Origin of the sequence: Chryseobacterium sp. KCF3-3 (genome assembly GCF_045865955.1) — a bacterium.
GTDB lineage: Bacteria > Bacteroidota > Bacteroidia > Flavobacteriales > Weeksellaceae > Chryseobacterium.
Genome location: NZ_AP035792.1, coordinates 4,641,803 through 4,666,207 on the forward strand (window position 1 = coordinate 4,641,803; position 24,405 = coordinate 4,666,207).

22 protein-coding genes are annotated in these 24,405 nt (G+C 38.2%); 18 read left to right on the plus strand and 4 right to left on the minus strand.

What is annotated here, in order from left to right; translation table 11 throughout:
* Positions 1–91: 91 nt before the first annotated feature.
* Both ACKTTZ_RS20670 and ACKTTZ_RS20675 read left to right on the plus strand, forming a co-directional pair.
* Complete coding sequence (locus tag ACKTTZ_RS20670) at positions 92–1,165, plus strand: sensor histidine kinase (protein ID WP_407846493.1); 1,074 nt, start codon at positions 92–94, stop codon at positions 1,163–1,165.
* The gene (locus ACKTTZ_RS20675) at positions 1,146–1,847 is read left to right on the plus strand and encodes a LytR/AlgR family response regulator transcription factor (RefSeq protein WP_407846494.1); all 702 of its coding nucleotides are present in this window, start codon (positions 1,146–1,148) and stop codon (positions 1,845–1,847) included. The genes ACKTTZ_RS20670 and ACKTTZ_RS20675 overlap by 20 nt, the downstream gene beginning before the upstream one ends.
* Before the next feature lie 188 nt (positions 1,848–2,035).
* Here ACKTTZ_RS20675 and ACKTTZ_RS20680 read toward each other — a convergent pair whose 3' ends face one another.
* Positions 2,036–2,353, minus strand: a complete 318-nt coding sequence (locus ACKTTZ_RS20680; RefSeq protein ID WP_034698029.1) for a multidrug efflux SMR transporter — start codon at positions 2,351–2,353, stop codon at positions 2,036–2,038.
* A gap of 232 nt (positions 2,354–2,585) precedes the next feature.
* Between ACKTTZ_RS20680 and mug the strand changes: the two genes are divergently transcribed.
* Positions 2,586–3,089: a G/U mismatch-specific DNA glycosylase gene (gene mug / locus ACKTTZ_RS20685; RefSeq protein WP_034698026.1), complete on the plus strand. Its 504-nt coding sequence runs from the start codon at positions 2,586–2,588 to the stop codon at positions 3,087–3,089.
* Between the two features lie 3 nt (positions 3,090–3,092).
* Here mug and ACKTTZ_RS20690 read toward each other — a convergent pair whose 3' ends face one another.
* The 3 genes from ACKTTZ_RS20690 to ACKTTZ_RS20700 all read right to left on the minus strand — a co-directional run bounded on the left by ACKTTZ_RS20690 (position 3,093) and on the right by ACKTTZ_RS20700 (position 7,575).
* Positions 3,093–3,698 (minus strand): DNA-3-methyladenine glycosylase, encoded by a 606-nt coding sequence (locus ACKTTZ_RS20690; RefSeq protein WP_034698023.1) that lies wholly within the window; start codon positions 3,696–3,698, stop codon positions 3,093–3,095.
* Positions 3,699–3,994: 296 nt separating this feature from the next.
* On the minus strand, positions 3,995–6,166 hold the full coding sequence (locus ACKTTZ_RS20695) for a S9 family peptidase (protein ID WP_407846495.1): 2,172 nt from the start codon (positions 6,164–6,166) through the stop codon (positions 3,995–3,997).
* A 14-nt stretch (positions 6,167–6,180) separates the two neighbouring features.
* The gene (locus ACKTTZ_RS20700) at positions 6,181–7,575 is read right to left on the minus strand and encodes an aminopeptidase P family protein (protein WP_407846496.1); all 1,395 of its coding nucleotides are present in this window, start codon (positions 7,573–7,575) and stop codon (positions 6,181–6,183) included.
* A 187-nt stretch (positions 7,576–7,762) separates the two neighbouring features.
* Here ACKTTZ_RS20700 and ACKTTZ_RS20705 point away from each other — a divergent pair, with 187 nt between their 5' ends.
* The 15 genes from ACKTTZ_RS20705 (at position 7,763) to ACKTTZ_RS20775 (ending at position 24,382) form a co-directional block, all read left to right on the plus strand.
* Positions 7,763–8,647 (plus strand): AraC family transcriptional regulator, encoded by an 885-nt coding sequence (locus ACKTTZ_RS20705; protein ID WP_407846497.1) that lies wholly within the window; start codon positions 7,763–7,765, stop codon positions 8,645–8,647.
* A 93-nt stretch (positions 8,648–8,740) separates the two neighbouring features.
* Positions 8,741–9,664 (plus strand): dihydrodipicolinate synthase family protein, encoded by a 924-nt coding sequence (locus ACKTTZ_RS20710; RefSeq protein WP_034698018.1) that lies wholly within the window; start codon positions 8,741–8,743, stop codon positions 9,662–9,664.
* Positions 9,661–11,145 (plus strand): aldehyde dehydrogenase (NADP(+)), encoded by a 1,485-nt coding sequence (locus ACKTTZ_RS20715; protein WP_407846498.1) that lies wholly within the window; start codon positions 9,661–9,663, stop codon positions 11,143–11,145. The genes ACKTTZ_RS20710 and ACKTTZ_RS20715 overlap by 4 nt, the downstream gene beginning before the upstream one ends.
* Complete coding sequence (locus ACKTTZ_RS20720) at positions 11,142–12,140, plus strand: 4-hydroxyproline epimerase (RefSeq protein WP_407846499.1); 999 nt, start codon at positions 11,142–11,144, stop codon at positions 12,138–12,140. The genes ACKTTZ_RS20715 and ACKTTZ_RS20720 overlap by 4 nt, the downstream gene beginning before the upstream one ends.
* 9 nt (positions 12,141–12,149) lie before the next feature.
* The gene (locus tag ACKTTZ_RS20725; RefSeq protein ID WP_034698008.1) at positions 12,150–13,415 is read left to right on the plus strand and encodes an FAD-dependent oxidoreductase; all 1,266 of its coding nucleotides are present in this window, start codon (positions 12,150–12,152) and stop codon (positions 13,413–13,415) included.
* 82 nt (positions 13,416–13,497) lie between these two features.
* Complete coding sequence (locus tag ACKTTZ_RS20730) at positions 13,498–15,645, plus strand: M43 family zinc metalloprotease (protein ID WP_407846500.1); 2,148 nt, start codon at positions 13,498–13,500, stop codon at positions 15,643–15,645.
* A 251-nt stretch (positions 15,646–15,896) separates the two neighbouring features.
* Positions 15,897–16,391: a GNAT family N-acetyltransferase gene (locus tag ACKTTZ_RS20735; RefSeq protein WP_034698005.1), complete on the plus strand. Its 495-nt coding sequence runs from the start codon at positions 15,897–15,899 to the stop codon at positions 16,389–16,391.
* A gap of 166 nt (positions 16,392–16,557) precedes the next feature.
* A complete protein-coding gene (locus ACKTTZ_RS20740) occupies positions 16,558–16,974 on the plus strand; it encodes an Rrf2 family transcriptional regulator (RefSeq protein WP_079241731.1) in 417 nt (138 codons plus the stop codon).
* 83 nt (positions 16,975–17,057) lie between these two features.
* Complete coding sequence (locus tag ACKTTZ_RS20745) at positions 17,058–17,771, plus strand: phosphoadenylyl-sulfate reductase (RefSeq protein ID WP_034697999.1); 714 nt, start codon at positions 17,058–17,060, stop codon at positions 17,769–17,771.
* Between the two features lie 12 nt (positions 17,772–17,783).
* Entirely contained in the window at positions 17,784–18,692 is a 909-nt protein-coding gene (cysD, locus tag ACKTTZ_RS20750) for a sulfate adenylyltransferase subunit CysD (RefSeq protein ID WP_407846501.1), read from the plus strand.
* Between the two features lie 106 nt (positions 18,693–18,798).
* Positions 18,799–20,037 carry a sulfate adenylyltransferase subunit 1 gene (locus ACKTTZ_RS20755; protein WP_407846502.1) on the plus strand — a complete coding sequence of 413 codons (1,239 nt, stop codon included), beginning with the start codon at positions 18,799–18,801 and terminating at the stop codon, positions 20,035–20,037.
* A gap of 5 nt (positions 20,038–20,042) precedes the next feature.
* Entirely contained in the window at positions 20,043–20,873 is an 831-nt protein-coding gene (gene epsC, locus ACKTTZ_RS20760; protein WP_407846503.1) for a serine O-acetyltransferase EpsC, read from the plus strand.
* Between the two features lie 26 nt (positions 20,874–20,899).
* Positions 20,900–21,811: a cysteine synthase A gene (gene cysK / locus ACKTTZ_RS20765; protein WP_407846504.1), complete on the plus strand. Its 912-nt coding sequence runs from the start codon at positions 20,900–20,902 to the stop codon at positions 21,809–21,811.
* A 23-nt stretch (positions 21,812–21,834) separates the two neighbouring features.
* Entirely contained in the window at positions 21,835–22,680 is an 846-nt protein-coding gene (gene cobA / locus ACKTTZ_RS20770) for a uroporphyrinogen-III C-methyltransferase (protein ID WP_407846505.1), read from the plus strand.
* Positions 22,670–24,382: a sulfite reductase flavoprotein subunit alpha gene (locus ACKTTZ_RS20775; protein WP_407846506.1), complete on the plus strand. Its 1,713-nt coding sequence runs from the start codon at positions 22,670–22,672 to the stop codon at positions 24,380–24,382. Before cobA ends, ACKTTZ_RS20775 begins: the two co-directional genes overlap by 11 nt.
* Positions 24,383–24,405 lie beyond the last annotated feature (23 nt).

The following is a 24,405-nucleotide window of genomic DNA, read 5'->3' on the forward strand; positions in this document are numbered from 1 at the left end:
TCATTTGTAGATTCTTACGTTCATTTGATAGACTTATATTTTTATATTTGAGTAAACAAATGGTACTTTGTACTTTTAAATCCTAATCAACTTGAAATCAGACAGTCAATCTAAATGGCGTATTCATTTGCTTTTTTGGATATTGTATTATATTCTGGAAGTTTACCTTGATTTTTACTGGTCCAGATATCAGTTTCCGGATTTGAAATGGACAATAAGACTTCAGAATACACTTATGCTGGAGCTTGGCTATCTTTTGGTTAAAATTCCATTGGCTTATTCTTTACTGTATGTATATGAGAAAATTTATTTTAAAGAGATTTTTAAATACATTCTTTATATTTCCACTATAATTACGGCTGTTTTTGCCCACCGTTTTGTAACCCATTATATCATTTATCCTTCTATCTACGGCGTTAGTGAAACAGTGGATGGTCAACAGCCTTCCGGACTGATCAATGGTTATGTGGTTTTCAATTCTTTTATGGATCTTATTTTTATGGTAGGTCTTATTTTCGGGGTTGAAATTACAAGACAGAAGAATCTGCTGAAAAATCAGATCGCTCAGTTAAAGGCTGAAAAACTGGATCAGGAACTAAGCATGCTGAAGGCTCAGATCAACCCGCATTTTCTTTTCAATACCCTCAATAATATCTACGGAATGGCTCTGAAAAAAGCCGATGAAACACCGGATGTGATCCTTCAGCTTTCCAAAGTAATGCGGTATAATATTTATGAAGCAGCAGAAAAAAGTATTTCTATAGCCAAGGATCTTGAAAATATTAAAGATTTCATTCAGATTCAGAAAATCCGCCACCGTCAGCTGGCGGTGAATTTTTTGGAAAGCATTGATAATCCTTCTCAGGAAATTTCACCGCTGATTTTGATACAGTTCGTAGAAAATGCCTTTAAACATGGTGTTTCCGAAAGTCTGGGAGAAGCTTTCATCACTGTTGATATCCGGTTACAAAACGGAATACTTACTTATTCCATAGAAAACTCCAAACAGGAAAAGCCTCATGAACATTCCACGAAAATAGGGCTGAAAAATATCCGCAGGCAGCTCGAATTGCTTTATCCCAATCATACGCTTTCTGTAGAAGATAAGAATAACCGCTATATTATAACTCTAACCATTGATTTCCATGATACAACCAGCCATTAAAAGATACAACTGTATTATTGTAGAAGATGAACCTATTGCTGCTGAGATTCTGGAAAACTTTATCTCCAGAGATCAGGAACTGAATCTTTTGGGAAAATGTGCCGATGCAGTATATGCCAGCAGTCTTTTAAGTATTCATGCTGTAGATTTAATGTTTCTTGATCTTCATCTTCCGGTAATAAAAGGCTTTGATTTTCTCAGAAATGTAAAAAATCCGCCGTTTGTAATTGTTACAACCGCTTATCATCAGTATGCGGTAGAAGGCTATGAGCTAGATATTGCAGATTATCTGATGAAACCCATCCCGTACGACCGTTTTCTTGTTGCTATTGAAAAATTCAAGCATTTGATGGAAGCAGAAGATGCTTTACTCGAAGTTTCTGAACGTGATTTTATTTTCATGAACAGTGGTAAAAAGAAGGTTAAAGTTATTCTCCAGGATATTTTTTATATTGAAAGTTTAAGAGAATACATTCATATTCATACAAAGACAGAGACTTTCACTTTTAAAATGCCCATCAGTAAAATAGAGCAAATTCTAAATCCCAAAATGTTTACCCGCATTCATAAATCCTATATCATATCACGATCAAAAATAGAGGTGAAATCTGCCAATATTATTCAGATCAATGGAAAACAACTTCCCGTGGGGAGAACTTATAAGCCATTGATAGAGCTTTAAGAGTAAGATTGAAGCCTTGTTTAAAACCACCCCGTCAAAAATTCTTTGAATTTTCGTCACCCCTCAGAGGAAGGGAATTTTTAAGTCCTTCAATGCAAAGGGTGGGAAATATATGAAGATCGTTTATTATTTGAATGTTGAATAATATTTTGGCTTAAGACTTATCATTATCCTGAGCCAATTTTTGTTTAAAATACCTTAAGACCAATGATTCCCACTACAATCAATAAAGCAGAAAGCAATCTTAAAATACTTGCAGAGTCCTGAAAAAAGAGAATTCCCACCAATAAAGTTCCTACCGCCCCAATTCCTGTCCATACTGCATATGCTGTTCCTATAGGGATACTTTTCTGAGCAAACCAGAGAAATCCACCACTGATGGTCATGCATAAGATCGAAAACATGATCCAGCTCCATTTATTATTTTCCGGTTGTTGGGATAATTTAAGCCCCAAAGGCCATCCAATCTCAAAAATTCCTGCGATAATTAATGCAATCCAGTTCATACTATTCTTGTTTTAATGATATTGAGAATGAAAATCTATTAAAGAAAATTCATTGCTTTTACAATACAAAATTATCATTATCAATTTATATTCAACCCTATAAACTATGTGATCCGGCAAAAAGCAGAGATAGAATGTATTTTACCGAAGATGAAACGTTTCATATAATATAATGGAATTTGAATAACACAAATAGTGATACCTTTATACCACGAAGTAACTTAATATCATTATGCTGACAGACATTATTTCAACACATCTTAACGTTATTTTTTGTGGAATCAACCCAGGTTTAAAATCCTCAAATGACGGCCACCATTTTTCAGGAAGGAGCAATCGTTTTTGGAAAGTACTGCATCAGGCAGGATTTACATCCTATGAAATAGAAGCGGTGAATGATACTTCTCTTCTGGATTTTGGATATGGGCTGACGACAGCTGTGGCCAGAGCAACCTCCCGTGCAGATGAACTTTCAAAGGAAGAATTTGATGAATCTCTTGAAAGTTTTAAACTGAAAATAACAAAATACCAACCGAAATATGTTGCTTTTCTAGGCAAAGCAGCTTACAAAGCATTTTCTAAGAAAAAAGAAATTCTTTGGGGAGAGCAGCCAGAAGATTTTTGTGGGGCAAAAGTATGGGTTCTACCCAATACGAGTGGTCTGAACCGGGGTTTCTCTCTTGACAGTCTGGTGATGCACTATAAAGAGTTTTATCATTCCGTCCAGGGATCCTGATATTTATACTTTATTGGGTTTGCTCACATATTTATTTCCTTTCACAAAAAAACGCCAGGGCAAAAGCGCATCTTCCTGTGCATAGGCAACACCTATACGAGGACCTGTAATGATTTCATCCTGAGCATATGAAATTCCATGGTCTTCAATCCAGATCTCATGTCCGGCCAGATCTTTTTTATTGAATGTCCGGTCAATTCCTAATGCTTTCGCTGCCGATCCCGGACCTGCAGAAATAGAAGGTTTAGAAACTGACATATTCCTTCTGAGCTCCATAATTTCTGTTCCAATTAAAGGTTCTATAGCTCTCACAAGAACAGCATGAGGATCATCCTGCACTGAAGTCACCACATTGAAAAGATGATGAATTCCATAGCATAGATACACATAAGATACACCGCCATGACTGTATAATGTTTCTGTACGGTCTGTACGTCTGCCTCCATAGGCATGGGAAGCTTTATCCTTAACGCCAAAATAGGCTTCTGTTTCTACAATAATTCCGGCTGTTGTTTCACCATTGATTTTTGTAAAAAGTACTTTTCCCAAAAGGTCCTGAGCCAGAAAAAGAACATCGTGATTGGAATAATAGGAGGGTGGTAGTTTCATGAATGATGTTAGAATTATCAATTCAAATTTAGTGATAATCCTGTAAAAATAGAAGCGGCAGAGAAGGAGGTAAGAAAAGATACCACAAAAAGTCACATTTCATAAAATAGTGAGTATTTTGGCACATCCATTGTTGCTTCTTTTATAACATCATTCCACACCACTATAAAAAAATTATAGGTTTTGACACTTATTTTTTCCCTGGAGCAATCCGGGGAATTTTTGTTTACCGCAGAAACTAATTTTTAATTATTAAGAAATAAAAAAGTCCCACATCACTGTGAGACTTTCATTATTTATCTTGCTCCCGGAGGGCAGTGTTCTTTTAAGTACTTCGTAAACATAGTTGTCAGATGCAGCGATGTTCCTTCTCCTTCATTAATAGCATGAGTACGGTTAGGATAAGACATCAGCTGAAACTGTTTGTTGTATTTTACGAGTTCATTGATGTATACTTCTGTATTCTGATAATGTACATTATCATCACCTGTTCCATGAACCAACAGAAGGTTTCCTTTTAAGTTTTTAGCATAAGCTAATGGTGAACCCTTCACAAAATCTTCTCTGTTTTCCTGTGGAAGCCCCATATAACGTTCCTGATAGATATTGTCATAGAATAACTGATTGGCAACCGGTGCAATGGCAATTCCTGTTTGATAAATATCAGGATACTGTCCTAAAAGGTTCAGGGTAGAAGAACCTCCACCGCTCCAGCCCCATACGGCAACTCTTGAAGTATCGATATAAGGCCATTTTGCAAATAAAGCTTTTGCTCCCATTGCCTGATCACGGATATTCATCTGACCTATTTTACGATAGACTGATTTTCTCCATTCACGTCCTCTCGGAGAAGGCGTTCCACGATTTTCAAGAGAAACATATAAATAACCATCTTCAGCCATATTTCCGGCATATAACCAGTTCCAGCCGGTATAAAAATCATCTGTTACTGTTTGCATAGCAGGTTCTCCATAAACTGTAAAGACAATCGGATATTTTTTATTAGGATCAAAATTTTTAGGCTTTACTACCCAGCCATCTAATGTAATACCGTCCTGTGTAGTAATCTGGAAAAATTCAGCTTTAGATTTTGCAGGATCTGCTTTTGCAGACCTGTTGGCAGCAACCAATTCTTTATGTTCCGGAAGTGATATCACTGCATCTGCAGAAAATGCATTGACACTGTTATTGGTAAACATGGCAATTTTTCCATTAGGTGATATCGTATAAGTATTAGAACCCGTATAGGATTCAGGAGTTACTTTTTGGGCTTTTCCTCCTTTCATACTTACTTTATACAGGTATTTCTGAGTGGCATTATTCGGGGAAGCTAAAAAGTAAATCTGATTGTTCTTAACATCAAAGAATTCCGGTTTTATAACATCGTAAGCATCTTTTGTAATTAATGTTTCCTTACCGTTCATATCTATTTTATAAATATGTCTCCATCCGTCTTTTTCAGAAAGCCATAAAAATTCTTTTCCATTATCAATCCAGTCCCAACCCTTTGGATCGTTGTCATTCCATCGGGATTTTATATCAATCCATGCCGTATCAGTTTCTGTATGAATCGTCTTACTGCTTCCGGAATTGGCATCTGCTACGATAATTTTACTTTGATTCTGTTTTCTGTTCAGTTGCTGTAGAATAACGGATTTAGAATCCAGCACCCATTCCATTCTTGGGATATAGTTTTGCATTTCATCTCCTGCAATATCAGCTTTCTTTGAAGATTTGGAAGCCAGATCATAAAACCAGATACTGCATCCGGAAGGATTTTCTCCCACCTTTGGATATTCTACGGGAACAGTAAAAGAATACAGACTATCCGTATTATTAATCATCAGAAAATTTTTCGTACCACGTGCATCCAGCTTCCAGTAAGCGATTTTGCTACCGTCCGGAGACCATCTGAAACCATCCTGAGTTCCGAACTCCTCTTCATATACCCAGTCAAAAGTTCCGTTGATCATTCCGTCTGTACCATCGGTAGTGATTTTAGTCTGCTGACTACTGGAAAGATCTTCAACATAAATATTATGCTTAGACACATAAGCTACTTTTTTGCCATCCGGGGAATACTTTGCAAACATCAGTGAGGAAGCGGGTAATCCTTTTCCCAGTTGGGTAAGCTTTTTAGTATTTTTGTCGTAAATCCAGTAATCTCCGCGGGTATTATCTCTCCATACTTTCTTTGTATTGGCAAAAAGTAATAAACTTTTATCATCAGGAGATACCTGAAAACTCTGTACCTGTAAGGCTTCAGAACTTCCTGCAGGAACCAGTTCGCTGCTGTTTAAAAGGAGCTGATCTTTCCCGGGATGTAGTATATCAACAATTTCAACCCCTTTTTTAGTAAATGAATAATAAGCGTTGCCATCCGGAGTCCATTGTGTCTTCTGTGCCGCCAATGGTGACAGGCACAGGAAATACAATGCAATAGCTGTTAGTTTTTTTATATTCTTCATAGATCGTATTTGAATTAAGCTAAATGTTCAGCTCTGTAATTTTCAATTTCTTCAACGGTTTTGATCAATCCGTTCCCTAAAAGTCTGTATCCGTTATCTGTGATCAGGAAATCATCTTCCACACGGATTCCTCCGAAATTTCGGTATTCATTTACTTTATCATAATTAATAAAGTCTGCGTTTTTATTTTCAGCCTGCCATATGTCAATCAGTTCCGGAATCATATAAATACCGGGTTCAACCGTTACGACAAAACCGGATTCCAAAGCTTTTCCTAAACGTAAAGATTTCAATCCGAAAGTTTTGGTGTCTTTTGGTTCGTCTTCAGTATAGCCAATATACTGTTCTCCAAGGTCTTCCATATCATGTACATCAAGTCCCATCATATGCCCAAGTCCACACTGAAAGAATAGGGTATGAGCATGATTCTTTACGGCATCTTCAGGGTTTCCTTTCATCAATCCAAGATCAATAAGCCCTTCTACCAGATGTTGTGCTGCTTTGAGGTGAATATCTTTAAATCGTATTCCAGGTTTCAAAAGGTTTTGAGCTTGATTAAAAGCATTCAGAACGATTTCGTACATTTCCTTTTGTTTTGTTGTAAAAGTCTTCCCTACAGGAAAGGTTCTGGTAAGATCACCCGCATATCCCATCGCAGTTTCTGCTCCGGAATCATTCAGGAAAAGATCGCCTTCTTTCATGGTATTGAGACGGTAATGGTTATGCAGAATTCCTCCGTTGATAGTCACAATAGGAGGATAAGACATCTGACACTCTTTGTTGGCTGCAAGATACTGGATCGCGTTGGCAATTTCATATTCTTTCATTCCCGGCTTCGTTGCACGCATGGCCAGCAAATGCATTTCATTGGATACATTCACAGCCTGTTCGATCTGTACAATTTCCTGAGATTCTTTGATGGAACGCTGTTTTACAATAGCTTTAATCATTTCCACAGATGGTTGCAATTCAGCAATTTTAATCCCAAGAAGATCTCCGAGTACAATTTTATTGGAAGACTGATAGGGAGGAAGGTAATGTACTTTTCTTCCTGAAGCTTTTGCTTTTAAAATATATTGAGAAAGCTCTGCATAAGGTAAAGTTTCCTGTACGCCGGATTTCAGACTTTTTTCTTTCAAAGTTTCCTGCCTGCCCATCCACACAATATCATCAATACTTAATTCATCTCCGAAAACAATGGTCTTATTTTCATCGATATCGATAATGGCTGCAATTCGGGGTTCCTGAATTCCAAAATAGTATAAATAAGTACTATCCTGGCGGAAATAATAAGGATTGTGTTCAAAGTTTACAGGATTCTCTATATTTCCCAGAAATAATAAGATTCCGTTAGACACACTTCTTTGTAATACTGACCTTCTGTCCTGATAAGTTTGTGCTGAAAACATATATTATGAATACTTTTTATTTTAAAAGTTTAAAGTTACGATTTTGTACTATTTATAGTACTTTATTCATTAAAAATAAGAATATGTAAAATTTGGATTTTAATATGATATTTAATGTTCATATTTTGCTTAACTTCAGCAATATTTTAACCTTGCTAATCTAATAACCCAGTAAAGCATTCATATTATGATGAAGAGTCTCCAGTTTTCTGTTCCTGCCGACACCAACAAAAGTATTCGTATTCAGGAAGATATAATGCCTAATTTCTATCCTTATTTCCATCGCCATACAGAAACGCAAATCATGTGGATTCTTAAAGGACATGGCACACTGGCCATAGAACAGAATCTCTTTAATTTTGAAGCCGGCGACATTTTCTATCTCGGAGCTAATCAATCCCATGTTTTCAGGGGTAATTTTGAGAAAAACGAAAAGCAGAAGGTTCATGCCATCTCTATTTTTTTCGATCCTCACAAAAAGATCGCTGCATTTTTCGACTTACCTGAATTTGAGGAACTTAAAAATTTCATCGGTCATTCGGAAGTAGGTTTCCAGGTAGCAGCCAAGCTTAAAAAAAGTATCGCAGAAGATATTGCTGCGCTGCAAAAAACAAAGGGAGTAGATCAGATTATCGATTTTATCAGGATTTTAAATCATCTTATGCAAAACAGACATCTGCATATTCCATTATCTTCAGAAAAGAATTTACCTAATCCTATTTCTGATACGGATCAAAGAATTATAGATGCCCAGAATTTTATCAAGAAAAATTTCGCACAAAGTAAACTGACTCTAGATCTTATTGCCAAAGAAGCCTGTATGACACCTCAGGCTTTCTGCCGGTCTTTTAAAAAACGTACCCGCATTACGTATATTGAATACCTCAATGAACTTCGTGTACAAAGGGCCTGCAGACTATTAACTGCCAGTAATATGTACAGTATTTCTTCTGTTGCCTTTAACAGTGGGTTCAATAGCCTTACCAATTTTAACAGGGTGTTCAAATCCATTATGAAATATTCTCCTAAAGAATACCTGAAGCACTACAAAGAGGCTACCATAGAGCAATAAAAAAACAACATGTTAAAATACGGTTAGAACCTATTAAAATATTAACATTTACCGTTTTGAAATTCTGCTAGTTTTGGATAAATATTATTTGATATGAGTACAAAACTAAACTGGGAAGGTATTTATCCCGCTGTATTAACTCCTTTTACAAAAGAAGGTGAGATAGACTTTGAAATGTTTGCTATCAATACAGAAGCCCAGATTAAAGCAGGAGTTCACGGGATTATCCTTGCAGGAACATTAGGAGAGGCCAGTGCTTTAGAAACAGAGGAAAAATTTGAACTGCTGAAATATGCAAAAAAAATAACACAGGGAAGAATTCCTGTCATTCTCAATCTTTCTGAAAATACTACCCGAAATGCAGTCAACTTTGCCCAAAAAGCAAAAGAATTAGGGGCAGACGGTCTCATGTTGCTTCCACCGATGCGTTACAAAGCAGACAACCATGAAGTTGTTGAGTATTTCAAAGCAGTAGCTTCCGCTACAGATCTTCCTATTCTTATTTATAACAATCCCGTAGATTATGGAATATATGTTTCCCTTGAAATGTTTGAGGAGCTTATTGAATATCCGACCATTCAGGCTGTAAAAGAATCAACAAGAGATCTCGCGAATGTAACCAGAATGATCAACCGTTTCGGAAAAAGGATCAAAATTCTTGGTGGAGTAGATACTATCTGTCTGGAAACCCTTATGCTTGGAGCAGACGGTCTTGTGGCAGGTCTTGTAGATGCGTTTCCTAATGAAACCATGGCGATGTACAACCATGTGAAGGCCAATGAATATGATAAAGCTGTAGAGATCTACAGATGGTTTATGCCATTGCTGGAACTGGATATTCACCCTAAACTTATTCAGTATATCAAACTGGCTGCAACAGCAGAAGGGATAAGCAATCCGTATGTCAGAGCTCCACGTCTTGAACTTCATGGAAAGGAAGCTGAACAAGTTCAAAAAATCATTGAAGAAGGCAGAGCTAATCGTCCTGTATTATTAATTCCAGAACAACAAATATGATGGAAGAAGCGTCAAGACAATATATTGATGAAAGAATTCGGAAGGCTTCAGAAGCCTTCCAATTCTTAAAAAACACAACAGTTACTGAACGGGCAGAATTTATGAATGCTGTCGCTGATCAGATTGAAGTATTGGGAGTAGAGCTTCTGGAAGTTACTCATCAGGAAACGTCATTGCCATTGGCCAGACTTATTGGTGAAAAAGCCAGAACTGTAGGACAATGGAGAAGCTATGCCAAAGCTGTTGCTGCCGGAACCTATACAGAACCCAGAATAGATCTTGCCCAGCCTGAAAAACAAAAAGGAGATCTCAGAAAATACAATGTAGGCATTGGACCGGTTGTCATTTTCGGAGCCAGTAATTTTCCTTTTGCATTTTCTACTGCGGGAGGAGATACTGCCAGTGCTATTGGTGCAGGTTGTTCTGTCATTATAAAAGCACATCCGGCACATCCTAAGACTTCACAAATCATGGCTGATGCTATCATCGCTGTTGTTAAAGCATTTGGGTGGCCTGAAGGAGTTTTTAGCCATATTACCGGAACATCCTATGAAATCGGAGCTTATTTAACTCAGCATAAAGACATCAGAGCAGTTGCGTTTACCGGTTCTTTCCAGGGCGGAAAAGCTCTGTTTGATATTGCCAACAGCCGTGAAAATCCTATTCCTGTATTTGCAGAAATGGGAAGTATCAATCCTGTATTTGCCTTTCAAAACTTGCTTGAAAACAAAGCTGAAACATTAGCTAAAGAATATATTGCTTCTTTAACCTTAGGAGTTGGACAATTTTGTACCAATCCGGGAGTGTTTATTGCTTTGAAAGGGAAACCGCTTGACCGTTTTATCAAGACATTAAAAGAAGAAATTCAAAACGTGGCTCCGGCTAAAATGCTTCACAAAGGGATATTTGAAAGTTTTGAAAAAAACAGAAATATAGCAACACAACAGACAGATGTTGAAATAATTGCTTCATCAGAAGCAGATGATTATCAGGGAAGTGCTTCGGTGATAAAAACCAATGCTCAGACCTTCCTGAATAATCCTGTACTGAGTGAAGAAGTCTTTGGCCCGTTTGGTATTCTTGTAGCGTGTGAAACAGAAGAAGAGATAACGAAAATCGCCCAGCAGCTAAAAGGGCAGTTAACCATCACCATTGCCGCTACCCATGAAGAGGTAAGGGATAATACGATGCTGATCAATCTTCTGAGAGATAAATGCGGAAGATTATTATTCAACGGAATGCCTACAGGAGTAGAAGTTGTGTATGCCATGCAGCATGGAGGGCCGTTTCCTTCCACTACAGACTCCCGTTTTACTTCTGTGGGACCGGATGCTGTTAAACGCTTTGTCCGTCCTATTTCTTTCCAGAACTGGCCGGATGAATTTTTACCTGAAGAGCTAAAGAACGACAATCCATTACAAATCAGCAGAATAGTAGATGGAGCAGTCAGTTCAGGATCATTAAAACTACAGACAACATGAACAGAACATTTTTTTGTATAGATTCTCATACCTGTGGATGTCCTGTACGTCTTGTTGCAGGAGGAGCTCCTATTTTAAAAGGAAATTCCATGATGGAGCGTAGGCTTCACTTCATGAAAGAATACGACTGGATAAGAAAAGGACTGATGTTTGAACCCCGTGGTCATGATATGATGAGCGGAAGTATGCTGTATCCTCCTGTAGATGAAAATAATGATATCGGAGTTTTATATATTGAAACCAGCGGATGTCTTCCCATGTGCGGACACGGAACAATCGGAACGGTTACCATAGCTATTGAAGAAGGACTTGTTGTTCCTAAAATTCCTGGAAAATTACGTCTTGAAACACCTGCAGGACTCATTCTTATTGATTACGTACAGGAAGGAAAAAAAGTAAAGTCTGTAAAGCTGACAAATGTAAAATCTTTTCTGTATGCTGAAAATCTGGAAGTTGAATGTCCGGATCTTGGATTAATAAGGGCTGACGTAGCTTATGGCGGAAACTTTTATGCCATTATCGATCCTCAGGAAAATTTCAGAGATATTTCTGATTTTACGGCCAGCCAGCTCATCCATTATGGGAAGATTATCCGAAAATTACTCAATGAAAAATATGAATTCTTCCATCCTGAAATTGAACATATTAGCGGATTAAGTCATATTCAGTGGACAGGCAATCCTACAGATCCTAAAGCCAGTGGAAGAAATGCAGTGTTAGTAGGAGAAAATGCTCTGGATCGTTCTCCATGCGGCACAGGAACTTCTGCAAGAATGGCTCAATGGTATGCTAAAGGAAAATTAAAAGAAGGGGAAGAATTCATTCATGAAAGCTATATCGGTTCTCAGTTTATCGGGAGAATTGAAGGAACCACTACTGTTGATGGAAGGCCAGCCATTATCCCTTCAGTAGAAGGCTGGGCCAGAATTACCGGCTATAATCATATTATTATTGATGACGAAGATCCTTATTGGCAGGGATTTCAGGTGATGTAAACAAACAAGATGACACAGAATAAAGGAAAAGCACTGATCATCGGTGCAGGAATAGCAGGATTAAGCTCAGCGTATTATCTTTTACAGAAAGGCTGGCAGGTGGAAATTCTTGAACAGAATGATCTTACCAACAATTGTTCTTATGGAAATGCAGGAATGATTGTACCCAGCCATTTTACCCCATTGGCAGCACCAGGAGTTGTTGCCCAGGGAATACGATGGATGTTTGATAGTAAAAGTCCGTTTTATGTAAGGCCTTCCCTCAATTCCAGGCTGGTTTCCTGGGGATTGAAGTTTTTGAAACATTCCAACCAGAAACATGTTGATTACTCTGCATCTGCAATCCGGGATCTTAATCTTGCAAGCAGCAGGCTTTATAATGAAATTGCCCAAAAAGACGGATTTGATTTTGAGCTTAATCAGAATGGCATCCTAATGCTCTATAAAACAGAGAAAGTTGCAGAGGAGGAGACAGAACTGGCTTACAAAGCCATCAATATGGGATTGTCAGTTGATATTCTGGATAAAAAAGAAATTCAGGAACTCGAGCCCAATGTTCAACTGGATGTAATCGGTGGGGTCAATTATAAATGTGACGGCCACATGAATCCAATGAAACTGATGAAACAAATGATCTCTTATCTTAAAAATAAGGGTGTCATTTTTCATACTCATCATCAAGTAACACAGTTTGAAACTTCTGGAAATACTATTAAAACAGTCATTGCCAATGGTAAAGAATTTACGGCAGACCAATTTATCATGACGGGAGGTTCATTCTTACCTGAGCTTGCCCAAAAAGCAGGTATTAAAATTCAATTAATGCCCGGGAAAGGATATTCCTTGATGCACCAACCGGAAAATCCTCTCAATACATTAGAACATGCTGCCTTATTGCTTGAGGCTAGAGTAGCAGTCACTCCTATGAACGGGCAGATCCGTTTTGGCGGAACGATGGAACTGGCTTCCCATCAGGATAAAATTAATATGAAAAGGGTGGAAGGAATCATTCAATCCATCCCCAAATATTTACCCGACTTTCAGGTTGAAACACCCAAAGAATCTGAAATTTGGTTTGGATACAGACCCTGCGCTCCGGACGGACTTCCGTATTTAGGCAGATCTTCCCGATTAAAGAATCTCATTATTGCAGGCGGCGGCGGAATGATGGGACTAAGTTTAGGACCCATTTTTGGAAAAACAGTTTCAGAACTTGCCAATGACGAAAAGCCAACGGTTGAGATCAAGATATTCAACCCTGAAAGATTTAGTTAAAAAACACCACACACCACACCAAGTTAAGCACAAAACAATTTGATTAATTAAATAATTTATTAACAACCAAATCCAAAATTTTATGAAAAAATTTAAATTACTAGCACTTGTTTCCCTATTTCCAATAATAGGTTTTGCACAAGAAAGAAGACCTCATGAGTGTAAAGCAGATGAAATGATGAAAAAACATTTTGAGCTGCATCCTGAATCTAAGGCTGAATATGAAAATTTTGAAAAATATACTCAAGATTTCGTAAAAAAAATGGGTTCAGGCAAAAGATCATTGAGTAACAGTATCAAAAATCCAACCTACATCATCCCTGTGGTTTTCCATGTATACGGAGAATCTCAAAGTGATGTAAAAGTAAATTATCAAAAAGTAGTTGACTTACTGGAACAGATCAACTTAAATTTCAATGGAATCAATACTGACTCAAACACGGTTGACCCTGACTTCCAATCCATTAGAAGTTCATTAAGCATTGAATTCCGTTTAGCTAAAATTGATCCCACCGGAAAAGCAACCAGCGGAGTGGTATTTCATCCTTTCAAAGGCGGATATGGCAATGGTGGCGGATATGATGCACAAATTGGTGCAGATGCCTGGGATAATTCAAAGTATATGAATGTGTATATCCAAAATGATCTTTATGCTAATAAGGATTTTTATCAATCAGGAGTTGCCTGGTATCCGGATTCATACATGACTTCAGTAAATACAGCCAGAGTTGTTTATAATGGACGTTATATATTCAATGCTGCTGGAACAGTGGCTTCAAACGAGTTTTCTGATACATTCACTCACGAATTTGGGCACTGGCTCAATCTTCAGCATACTTTCAATGTTCTTTGTTCAACTGCAAACCCTGGTAATGATGGTGATGGAGTTGCAGACACTCCTGTAGAAAATATGTCTTCCGGATTAGGATGTGCAACTGGCACTAATTGTCTTGGACAGAAAGTGAACGTTGAAAACTATATGGGATACAACGGTTCTTCCGGTTGTTATAAAATGTTTACCGCTGGGCAGGTCAACAGAATGCTAGCCGCATTGAATCATCCTTCAAGAACAAATTTATGGCAGCCTGCCAACTTAGCAGCAACCGGAGTTGCCAATACTCCACCCAGGTTAACACTTAGCAACAGTACATTTACAGAAAACTTAAACAATAATGGAGCAGTGTCATTAGATGGGACAGTAGCCTCTGCTCCTACATCAACAGTTACGTTAAATTCAGCAACATTTGCCGTACCAAATGGAACAACTCTTGTTTCGGGAACACATTTCACCTCTTCATTACCAGCAGGACTAGCTGCAAGTATAGTAGTTACAAGCCCTACAACTGCTGCACTTACCATAAATGGTGCGGCAACCAGTCACCCAAAAAGCCAGGTCCTGAATTCATCAATTACGTTCCTGAATCCAGCTATAACAGGAGGAGCAGCTTCACTAGGGTCAACAACAGCTTTAGCACTAACTTTCTCTTATAAAGATCCGTATAAAATAGTGACCGGAACTCCATTAGAAAGCTATGCCAACCCAACAGCAACAACCGTAACCACCAACTCCGGAGCAACTTGGAAATATTTTATCATTAACCCGGAACTTAGCGATGATGCAGGATATGGGGCCTGGTACTATGCTGCCAATCAGTTAAAGTTGGAAACCTACTGGAAAGGATTAGTATGCGAAACAGGAACAAGAAATATCAGCTTAATTCCAGCCTGTACCACCATCACTAATGCAAATAATATAGGGTATCCAACCTGGACTCCCGGACAACTGGATGTGTATACTCCTACCTATACTACCTGGTCCGGAAAAACAGCTTATGTTGGTTTTAGAAATCAATTCGATGGCTACAGCATTAATGGTTATTTAAAAGTGATTGTGGGGGCAAATGGTTCAAATTATTCTGTAACTGAGTATGCATACAATACACAACCATTTGGCAGCATCACAACACCTTGTAATATACTGTCCAATAAAGATATTCAGGCGGCAACAGGCCCGGAAACTTCTGTTTATCCCAATCCGGCTTCTGATGTTTTGAATATTAAAACAAAAGGAGAAATTAAATCAGTTACTGTTTATGATTTGTCCGGAAGAAAGATTAATGCCCCGGTTACTGGCCATAAAGTTGATCTTAAAAACTGCCAGAACGGAACTTATTTAATTGATATTGAAACTTCTTTAGGGAAATCCTCTCAGAAATTCATTAAAAAATAGGATCAAACGGCATATTGCTACAATATGATTATTAGTAAAAGGTTTGATTTTAACTGCCTGTATTTTTGAGGTGGTAAAGGATTAAGATGGGCTCATTGAGCTCATCTTCTTTTATTTCACCTTCCTATTTTCAGCAATGATGGGTTTAATTTTAAGCCCATTTTTTATATTAAATGGGTATTCAGTAATCATTTCAGATTTATTTACTTAATTTTATTCGTTTATTAAACATTTACATTCTATTTATTTCTATGAAATATAAAAATGACATGATCATTATTCGTGAATTTACGCCCGAAGAATTTACTTTATTCTCTACTCTTTTTGAAAATGAGAATGTTACCCGGTATCTGCCTTACAAAACTCCTGAAGAGTATAAAGAAATGTTTGACAAAGCACTGGCAGATTATGAAGCAGGACCATTCAGCAGATGGGGGATATTCAACACCCAAACTGATGATTTTGTGGGAATGTGCCTTGCCAGAGTCTTTCTGGACAATCCGGAACAGGTAGAAATAGGCTATACCTTAGGAGAAAATTACTGGGGAAAAGGGCTCGGAACAGAAGTATGTAAAGCTCTTGTTGACTATTGCTATTCATTACATCCTAAAAAGGACATCGTTGCAGTAACCGATCTTGATAATATCGGGTCTCAAAAAGTGCTTCTGAAAAGCGGCTTCAACAGAATTGAAAATCTTGCACGAGAAGACAGAGAACTGGCTTATTTTATTTTAGAGAAGGAATAAACTTGTGTCTCATATTACAAACGAAGGACAGGGAATTCCCCTCCTGTGGAGGGGTGGCGAAAATTCAAGGAATTTTTGAGGGGGTGGTTTTACATACACCCACTTCCAACTTCTTCGCCATAAAACATTTCATTTATCAGATAATTTATCATAACTTGCAGGAATTATGATGTCGAAACGTTGCAAATATGCGCTTAAAGCAATGGTCAGATTAGCAAGGAATTATAACCAGGGCTTTCTGCCAACTTCCGTTATTGCACAGGACGAAAACATTCCCAAGAAATTTCTGGAACAAATTCTTCTCGAACTTAAAAGAGCCAAATTGGTCAACAGCAAGCAGGGTAAAGTAGGTGGATATTATCTCCTGAAATCACCTGATGATGTCTCATTAGCAGATATTTACCGTATTTTCGATGGCCCCATTGCGCTTACCCCATGTGTTTCTTTAAACTTTTACGAAGCATGTGACGACTGTGTAGACGAAGCAGTCTGCTATCTGAGAAAAGAATTAATGATCGTTCGTGAAAAGACCAGAACAAGTATGATGGAAGCCACTCTTACTAAGTTTATTACCAAGGGATAAAAAATTTTTTATTTAAATTCTACTATTTTGATAGGAGTTATAGAATTTTGTATATATTTGCAAGACTTAAATCTCAATTCAAAATGAATAACAGTCTGAAAAATGAATACGAAAATCTTATAAAAGAGGCTAGTGGAGCTTCTTTTCAAACGGATGGGCTGCAAATACTGACTGAAAGATTTCCGGGTAAAGTGATCTTTTCAACCAGTTTCAGTTACGAAGATCAGGTCATCACTCATCTGATAAAAGATTTAAATATTGAAATATTCACCCTGGATACGGGAAGACTTTTCGAGCAGACCTACGAAACATGGACTTCCACAAAGGCTTTCTTTAAAAAGAAGATCAAAGCCTATTATCCGGATATGGAAGAGCTCAGAGAATTTGTTACAGAAAATGGTCCTGATTCATTCTATCAATCTGTAGAAAAGAGGAAAGCATGCTGTACCATCCGAAAAGTTCATCCTTTAAAAAAAGCACTGGAAGGGTATAAAGTGTGGGTCACCGGTTTGAGATCCGAACATTCTGCCAACAGACAGAATATGCCTCAGCTGGAATGGGATCCGGATAACAAAATCATAAAATTTCATCCCATCCTTCACTGGACGACAGAACAGGTGACAACGTATGTAAAAGATCATCATTTACCTTACAATCACCTTCATAAAAAAGGATTTGTAAGCATAGGATGCGAACCCTGTACCAGAGCAATCAAAGAAGGGGAAGATTTCAGAGCAGGCCGTTGGTGGTGGGAAGATGCCAACAAAAAAGAATGTGGTCTGCATATTCATCAATAAAAAAAGAAAAAAATGTCAATACATCAGTTAAACTATTTAGATCAGTTAGAAGCCGAATCTATTTATATATTAAGAGAAGTAGCAGGTCAGTTTGAACGTCCGGCTTTATTATTCAGTGGAGGAAAAGACAGTATTGTGCTGGCTCATCTGGCTAAAAAAGCATTCTTCCATGGGAAAATACCGTTTACGTTTGTTCATGTAGATACCGGGCACAACTTTCAGGAAGTGTTGGATTTTCGTGATCAGCTGGTAAAACAGTTAGACGTGAATCTGGTAGTCAGAAAAGTGGAAGACACGATAAAAAGTAAAAAACTGACTGAGGCTAAAGGGAAGTTCCCAAGCAGAAACTGGCTGCAAACCTATACACTTCTTGATACCATTGAAGAATTTGAATTTGATGCCTGCATCGGAGGAGCAAGAAGAGATGAAGAAAAAGCAAGAGCCAAAGAAAGAATCTTCTCCGTTCGTGATGAATTCGGACAGTGGGATCCTAAACTGCAACGTCCGGAGCTTTGGAATATATTCAACGGAAAAATCCACAAAGGTGAAAATGTAAGAGTTTTCCCTATCAGCAACTGGACAGAGCTTGACATCTGGAATTATATCCGAAGAGAAAAAATTGCACTCCCTTCCATCTATTTTTCGCATGAAAGAGAAGTGATCGATTTCAACGGTCAATGGCTGGCCAATTCTTCACATGTTGTGTTAGAACCGGAAGATATTATCACTACTAAGAAAATCCGTTACCGAACCGTAGGAGATATGACATGCACAGCAGCTGTAGAGTCTAATGCTGTAACAATAGATGCTGTCATAGAAGAAATAGTAGCCACCAGAATCTCAGAACGTGGTGAGACCAGAATAGACGACAGGGTAACAGAAGCCGCAATGGAAGACCGAAAAAAAGGAGGCTATTTTTAGATAAGCAATCAGCGATGAGTAATAAGTAATAGGAAAACAACTTTTACTTCTTAAACAACAAAATATTACTCATTGCCCATTACTCATTATTTATAACAAAAATCGGATGGATATATTAAGATTTATAACAGCAGGAAGTGTAGATGACGGTAAAAGTACCCTTATCGGCAGACTGCTTTACGATAGCAAAAGTATTTTACAGGACCAGTTGGAAGTCCTTGAAAAACACTCTAAAAACAAAAATGAAGACGGAGTAGACCTTGCCCTTTTAACGGACGGTCTGCGTGCAGAAAGAGAGCAGGGAATCACCATTGATGTTGCCTACCGCTATTTTTCAACCGCAAAAAGAAAATTTATCATTGCCGATGCTCCGGGCCATGTGCAGTATACCCGTAATATGATCACCGGAGCTTCCAACTCTGATCTGATGGTTATTCTGATTGATGCCCGAAAAGGCGTGATTGAACAGACCAGAAGACATTCCATCATCGCTTCTTTATTACAGTTGAAAAAAGTAGCTGTAGCCATCAACAAAATGGATATGGTAGATTATTCCGAAGAAGTTTTTGAAAATATAAAATCAGAATATGCAAAAATTGCAGAAAATCTGGGTTTAAATGATGTCAGTTATTTCCCTATCTCAGCATTGAAAGGAGATAATATTGTTTCAACATCTTCGAGAACAGACTGGTACGAAGGAAATGCTCTTCTGGAATACCTTGAGGAAGTAACGATCAATGAAGAAAAAAATAATGGAAGCCGTTTCCAGGTTCAGTATGTGATTCGGCCTCAAACAGAAGAATTACACGATTACAGAGGATATGCCGGACAAATATTAAGCGGAAAGTTCACAAAAGGTGACAAAATCAACATTCTTCCTGCAGATTTAACCACTGAAATCACGAAAATTGAGATCAATGGCATTGAAAAAGAAGAAGCTTTTGAAGGGCAGCCAGCCGTTATTCATTTGGCTCACGATGTAGATATCAGCAGAGGAGATATTTTTGCTACGGAAGAACATGTTCCTACCGTTGAAAAAGATCTTGAAATCCTTTTATGCTGGCTCGATCAGAAACCTTTGCAGCCGGGGAATAAATACCTTCTGCAGCAGAACAGCAGACTTATTAAAGCCGTGGTAAAAGAGATTGATTACAAAATCAATGTCAATACTCTTATCCGGGAGCAGGCAGATGGTGACATTAAACTCAATGAAATTGTGAAAGTTACCCTACGAACGGCACAGCCTTTGGTCTATGACAGCTTTACCAATAATAAAACAACGGGCTCTGCCATTTTGGTAGATGAAACGTCCAACTCAACGGTAGCAGCCTGTATAATTCAATAGAAAAAATGGCAATTTCCGATCAATTAATAAAAAGAATTCATCAGACCAAACAGAACAGTATTCATGGATTCTTTGATAAAATAAAGACCAAAAGATGGGTGAAGGATTTGTATGAAACACTCTTCCTTCCTCAGAATGACAATACTGAAGATCAGCTGAAAAGGAATTTTGAAGCACTGCAGGAAACACTTTCAGAACTTATCAATACAGTAACAGGTGATAAAACCCTTACTGAAAAACAGGTCAGTCAGTTTTTTGAAGCATTACCGGAATTATATAATCAGTTGGTGTTGGATGCAAAATCCATTTTGGAATTTGATCCTGCCGCCGATTCCCTGGAAGAAGTATACCTGGCATATCCCGGCTTTTTTGCCACGTATGTCTACCGTATTTCGCACCAGCTCTGGATTCAGGAAGTGAAAATTTTACCTCGTGTCATTTCAGAATATGCCCACAGTAAAACAGGAATTGATATCCATCCGGGAGCGGCCATTGGAAAGTCTTTTTTCATTGACCACGGAACAGGAATTGTGATCGGAGAAACTACCATTATCGGAAACAATGTCAAAATCTATCAGGGAGTAACCCTCGGAGCATTGAACGTTTCCAAAGAGAAAGCCCATCAGAAAAGGCATCCCAATATTGAAGATGATGTGATTATCTATTCGGGGGCAACCATTCTGGGAGGTAAAACCACCATCGGCAGAGAAAGTATTATCGGAGGAAATGTCTGGGTAACACAGGATGTTCCCGCCAATTCTCTGGTCTACCACAAAAGTGAAATAAAAATAAAGGATAACAGTTCATTACCGGAATTATTAACCTTTGTAATTTAAAAAAACAAAAATAAAAAGTAATTGATATGAAGTTTCAGAATGCATTAGAAACGATTGGAAATACACCCGTCGTGAAAATTAATAAACTCTTCAGTTCAGATCACGAAATCTGGATCAAACTTGAAAAAAGCAACCCTGGCGGAAGCATTAAAGACAGAATTGGATTAGCAATGATTGAAGATGCAGAAGCCAAAGGATTATTAAATAAAGACAGCATCATTATAGAACCTACCAGTGGAAATACAGGAATAGGACTTGCTTTGGTAGCTGCTGTAAAAGGATATAAACTTATTCTTGTCATGCCGGAAAGCATGAGTATAGAACGCCGTAAAATCATGGAAGCTTACGGAGCAGAATTCGTGCTTACTCCAAGAGAAAAAGGTATGAAAGGGGCTATTGAAAAAGCTAATGAACTGGCTGAAGAAACTCCAAATTCATGGATTCCAAGACAGTTTGACAATCCTGCCAATGTAAAAGTACACGTAGAAACCACCGCTCAGGAAATCTTAAAAGACTTCCCGGATGGACTTGATTATATCATTACAGGAGTAGGAACCGGAGGACACATCACCGGAATCGCAAAAACAGTAAAAGAAAAATATCCTAACGTAAAAGTAATTGCCGTAGAGCCGGAATTATCTCCCGTACTAAGCGGAGGAAGCCCGGCACCACACCCGTTACAGGGATTAGGAGCAGGCTTTGTACCTTCCATTCTGGATATTACCCTTTTAGACGGAGTAATCACCGTAGGCAAGGAAGAAGCTTATGAATATGCCCTTAATGCCGCTAAAAAAGAAGGCCTTTTTGTAGGAGTTTCCACAGGAGCCGCTTTAGCAGCCATCGCCAAACATTTACCGGAAATACAACCTAACGCTAAAATTCTTACCATCAACTACGATACCGGAGAAAGGTATCTCTCTGTAGAAGGACTCTTCTAAATCCTTAATTAACACCTACTTCAATGAAAACAAATATAAAATCACCAAAGGTCTTCCTTATCGGTGCAGGGCCCGGCAACCCTGAACTGATCACTGTAAAAGCAGTAAAAGCTATCGCAGAAGCAGACGTCATTTTATGTGACCGCCTTGTAAGTCCGGAAATTCTGGAAACCTACGTCAATGAAAACACAGAAATCATCTATGTAGGCAAAGAATGCAGTAAAAATGCATCTACTCCTCAGTCTCATATCAATACTTTGATGGTGGAATATGCCCTTCAGAATAAAACTATTGTAAGATTGAAAGGAGGAGATGTTTCTATTTTCTCTAATATTCTGGATGAGCTGCAGGCTTTAAAACAACATCATATTTCTTACGAAATCATTCCGGGAATTACAGCCGCTTTAGGAGCTGCAGCATTTGCGGGAATGCCTTTAACTGCCAGAGGATATTCTACATCCGTCCGTTTTCTGACATACTATAAATCGGAAATCGTGAGCGAAGAATACTGGAAAGAGCTTGCTTCAACCAATGATACTCTTGTTTTCTACATGTCTAAAGGAAATCTTACTCCTCTTGTGGAAAAACTGAAAGCACTTCAGATTTCTGGTGATAAAAAAATTGCAGTCATTGAACAGGCTACGACTCCTTTCCAAAAAGTGTACACATCATCATTTGATGATTTTAATGAAAAATTCGGGGACAAAAACTTTGCTTCACCTTCATTGGTGGTAGTGGGTAAAATTGTGAATCTCCACGAAGAGTTTTCATGGCTTGAAAATGCCGAGCAGGAAGGTCTTTATTTTAAATCAGTGGAAAACGGAAGTCTCATCCCTACCACTCAAAATTTCTTTGAATATGCTGTCTGAAACTAAATTAAACGTATTAAAACAAATCTCGGGAGACCTCTCCAGAGACGAAGCCATCTGGGCAAGCGGATATCTTGCAGGTATCGCCGGAGGATCATCACTGACAGCTGTTCTGCCACCACAGGAAACGAATAGTATTATACAGAATGCTGTAAAGAAAATAACACTGGCTTATGGCACAGAAACCGGAAACAGTAAAAAACTGGCTACTGCTCTGGCAACTATTGTTAAGAAAAAAGGACTTCAGGTAAAACTGGCAGACATTTCCCAATACAAGCCTAAAGATTTGGCGAAAGAAGAATTCTTTTTTGTAGTCATCAGCACTCAGGGAGAAGGTGAGCCTCCAGCTTTGGCCAAAAAGTTCTACGATTATATTTATGAAAATGAAATCAATCTCAGCGGACTAAAATATGGAGTTCTGGCGTTGGGAGACAGCAGTTATCCTCTGTTCTGCCAAACCGGTGAAGATGTAGATTCACGTTTTGAAATATTAGGTGCTCAGCGTATTATTCCATTAAAAAAATGTGATATTGATTACGAACAGGAAGCTTCCCACTGGATAGAACATGTATTTGAAACCGTTAATAAAAATGCTGGTCAGAGTACAAAAAATGTTTCAGCTCCAAAAGCTTCTAGTGGAAGAAAGAAATTTCAGGGAAAAGTTTCCGCCATCATCAATCTGAATGATATTACGTCTGAAAAAGAAACTTATCATATCGAAATTGAAACCGAAGAAAGCCTTGCCTATCAACCAGGTGCTGCTTTGGGAGTGATTCCGTTCAATTCGAAAGAAGTAGTATACGAAATCATTACTCTCACGGGAATTGATCCTCAGAAACAAGTTGAAACAACAAAAATTACGGATTCTGTAGAAGAACTTTTGTCCAAGCATCTTAATATCAGTTATCTGCTTAAATCTGTGGTTGCTCAATATGCAAAAATAACGGGACACTCCATTCCTGAAGTCAGATTAAGCCTTCTTGATCTGCTTAGAATTTATCCGGTAAAAAATGCAGATGAGTTTGAAGAAATCATTCAGATATTAACCGCTCAGTCACCTCGTTTGTATTCCATCTCTTCCTCTGTGGAAGCTCATGGTGATACGGAAATTCATATTACCGTTGCCAAATCGGAGTTCTTTATTGACCACCAGAAACATAACGGATTATGCAGTGGTTTTCTGAGCGAATTCAAAGAAGGTGAAGACGTTGAATTTTATATTCAGGATGCAGGACATTTCAAACTGCCGGAAGCCGATAAAGATATCATCATGATTGGTCCGGGAACGGGTATTGCACCTTTCAGATCATTCCTTTGGGAGCGTGATGCTACAGGAGCAGAAGGGAGAAACTGGCTATTTTTCGGAGACAGAAATTTTGTATCAGACTTCCTTTATCAGGCAGAACTTCAGGATTTTCTTAAAACAGGCAGCCTGACGCATTTAGACCTTGCCTTTTCAAGAGATACAGATGAAAAAGTATATGTTCAGCACAGATTAGAACAAAATGCTCAGGAAGTATTTTACTGGCTGGAAGGTGGTGCTTCTGTGTATGTATGCGGAGCGAAAGAACCCATGGCCTACGATGTAGAACAAACGCTTCTCAGCATCATCCAGAATGAAGGAAAACGCAGCAAAGAAGACGCTGTTGTTTACCTCGAAGAAATGGAACTGAGCGGCAGATATGCGAAAGATGTGTATTAAAAAAGAAGTATCCGTAAAAAATT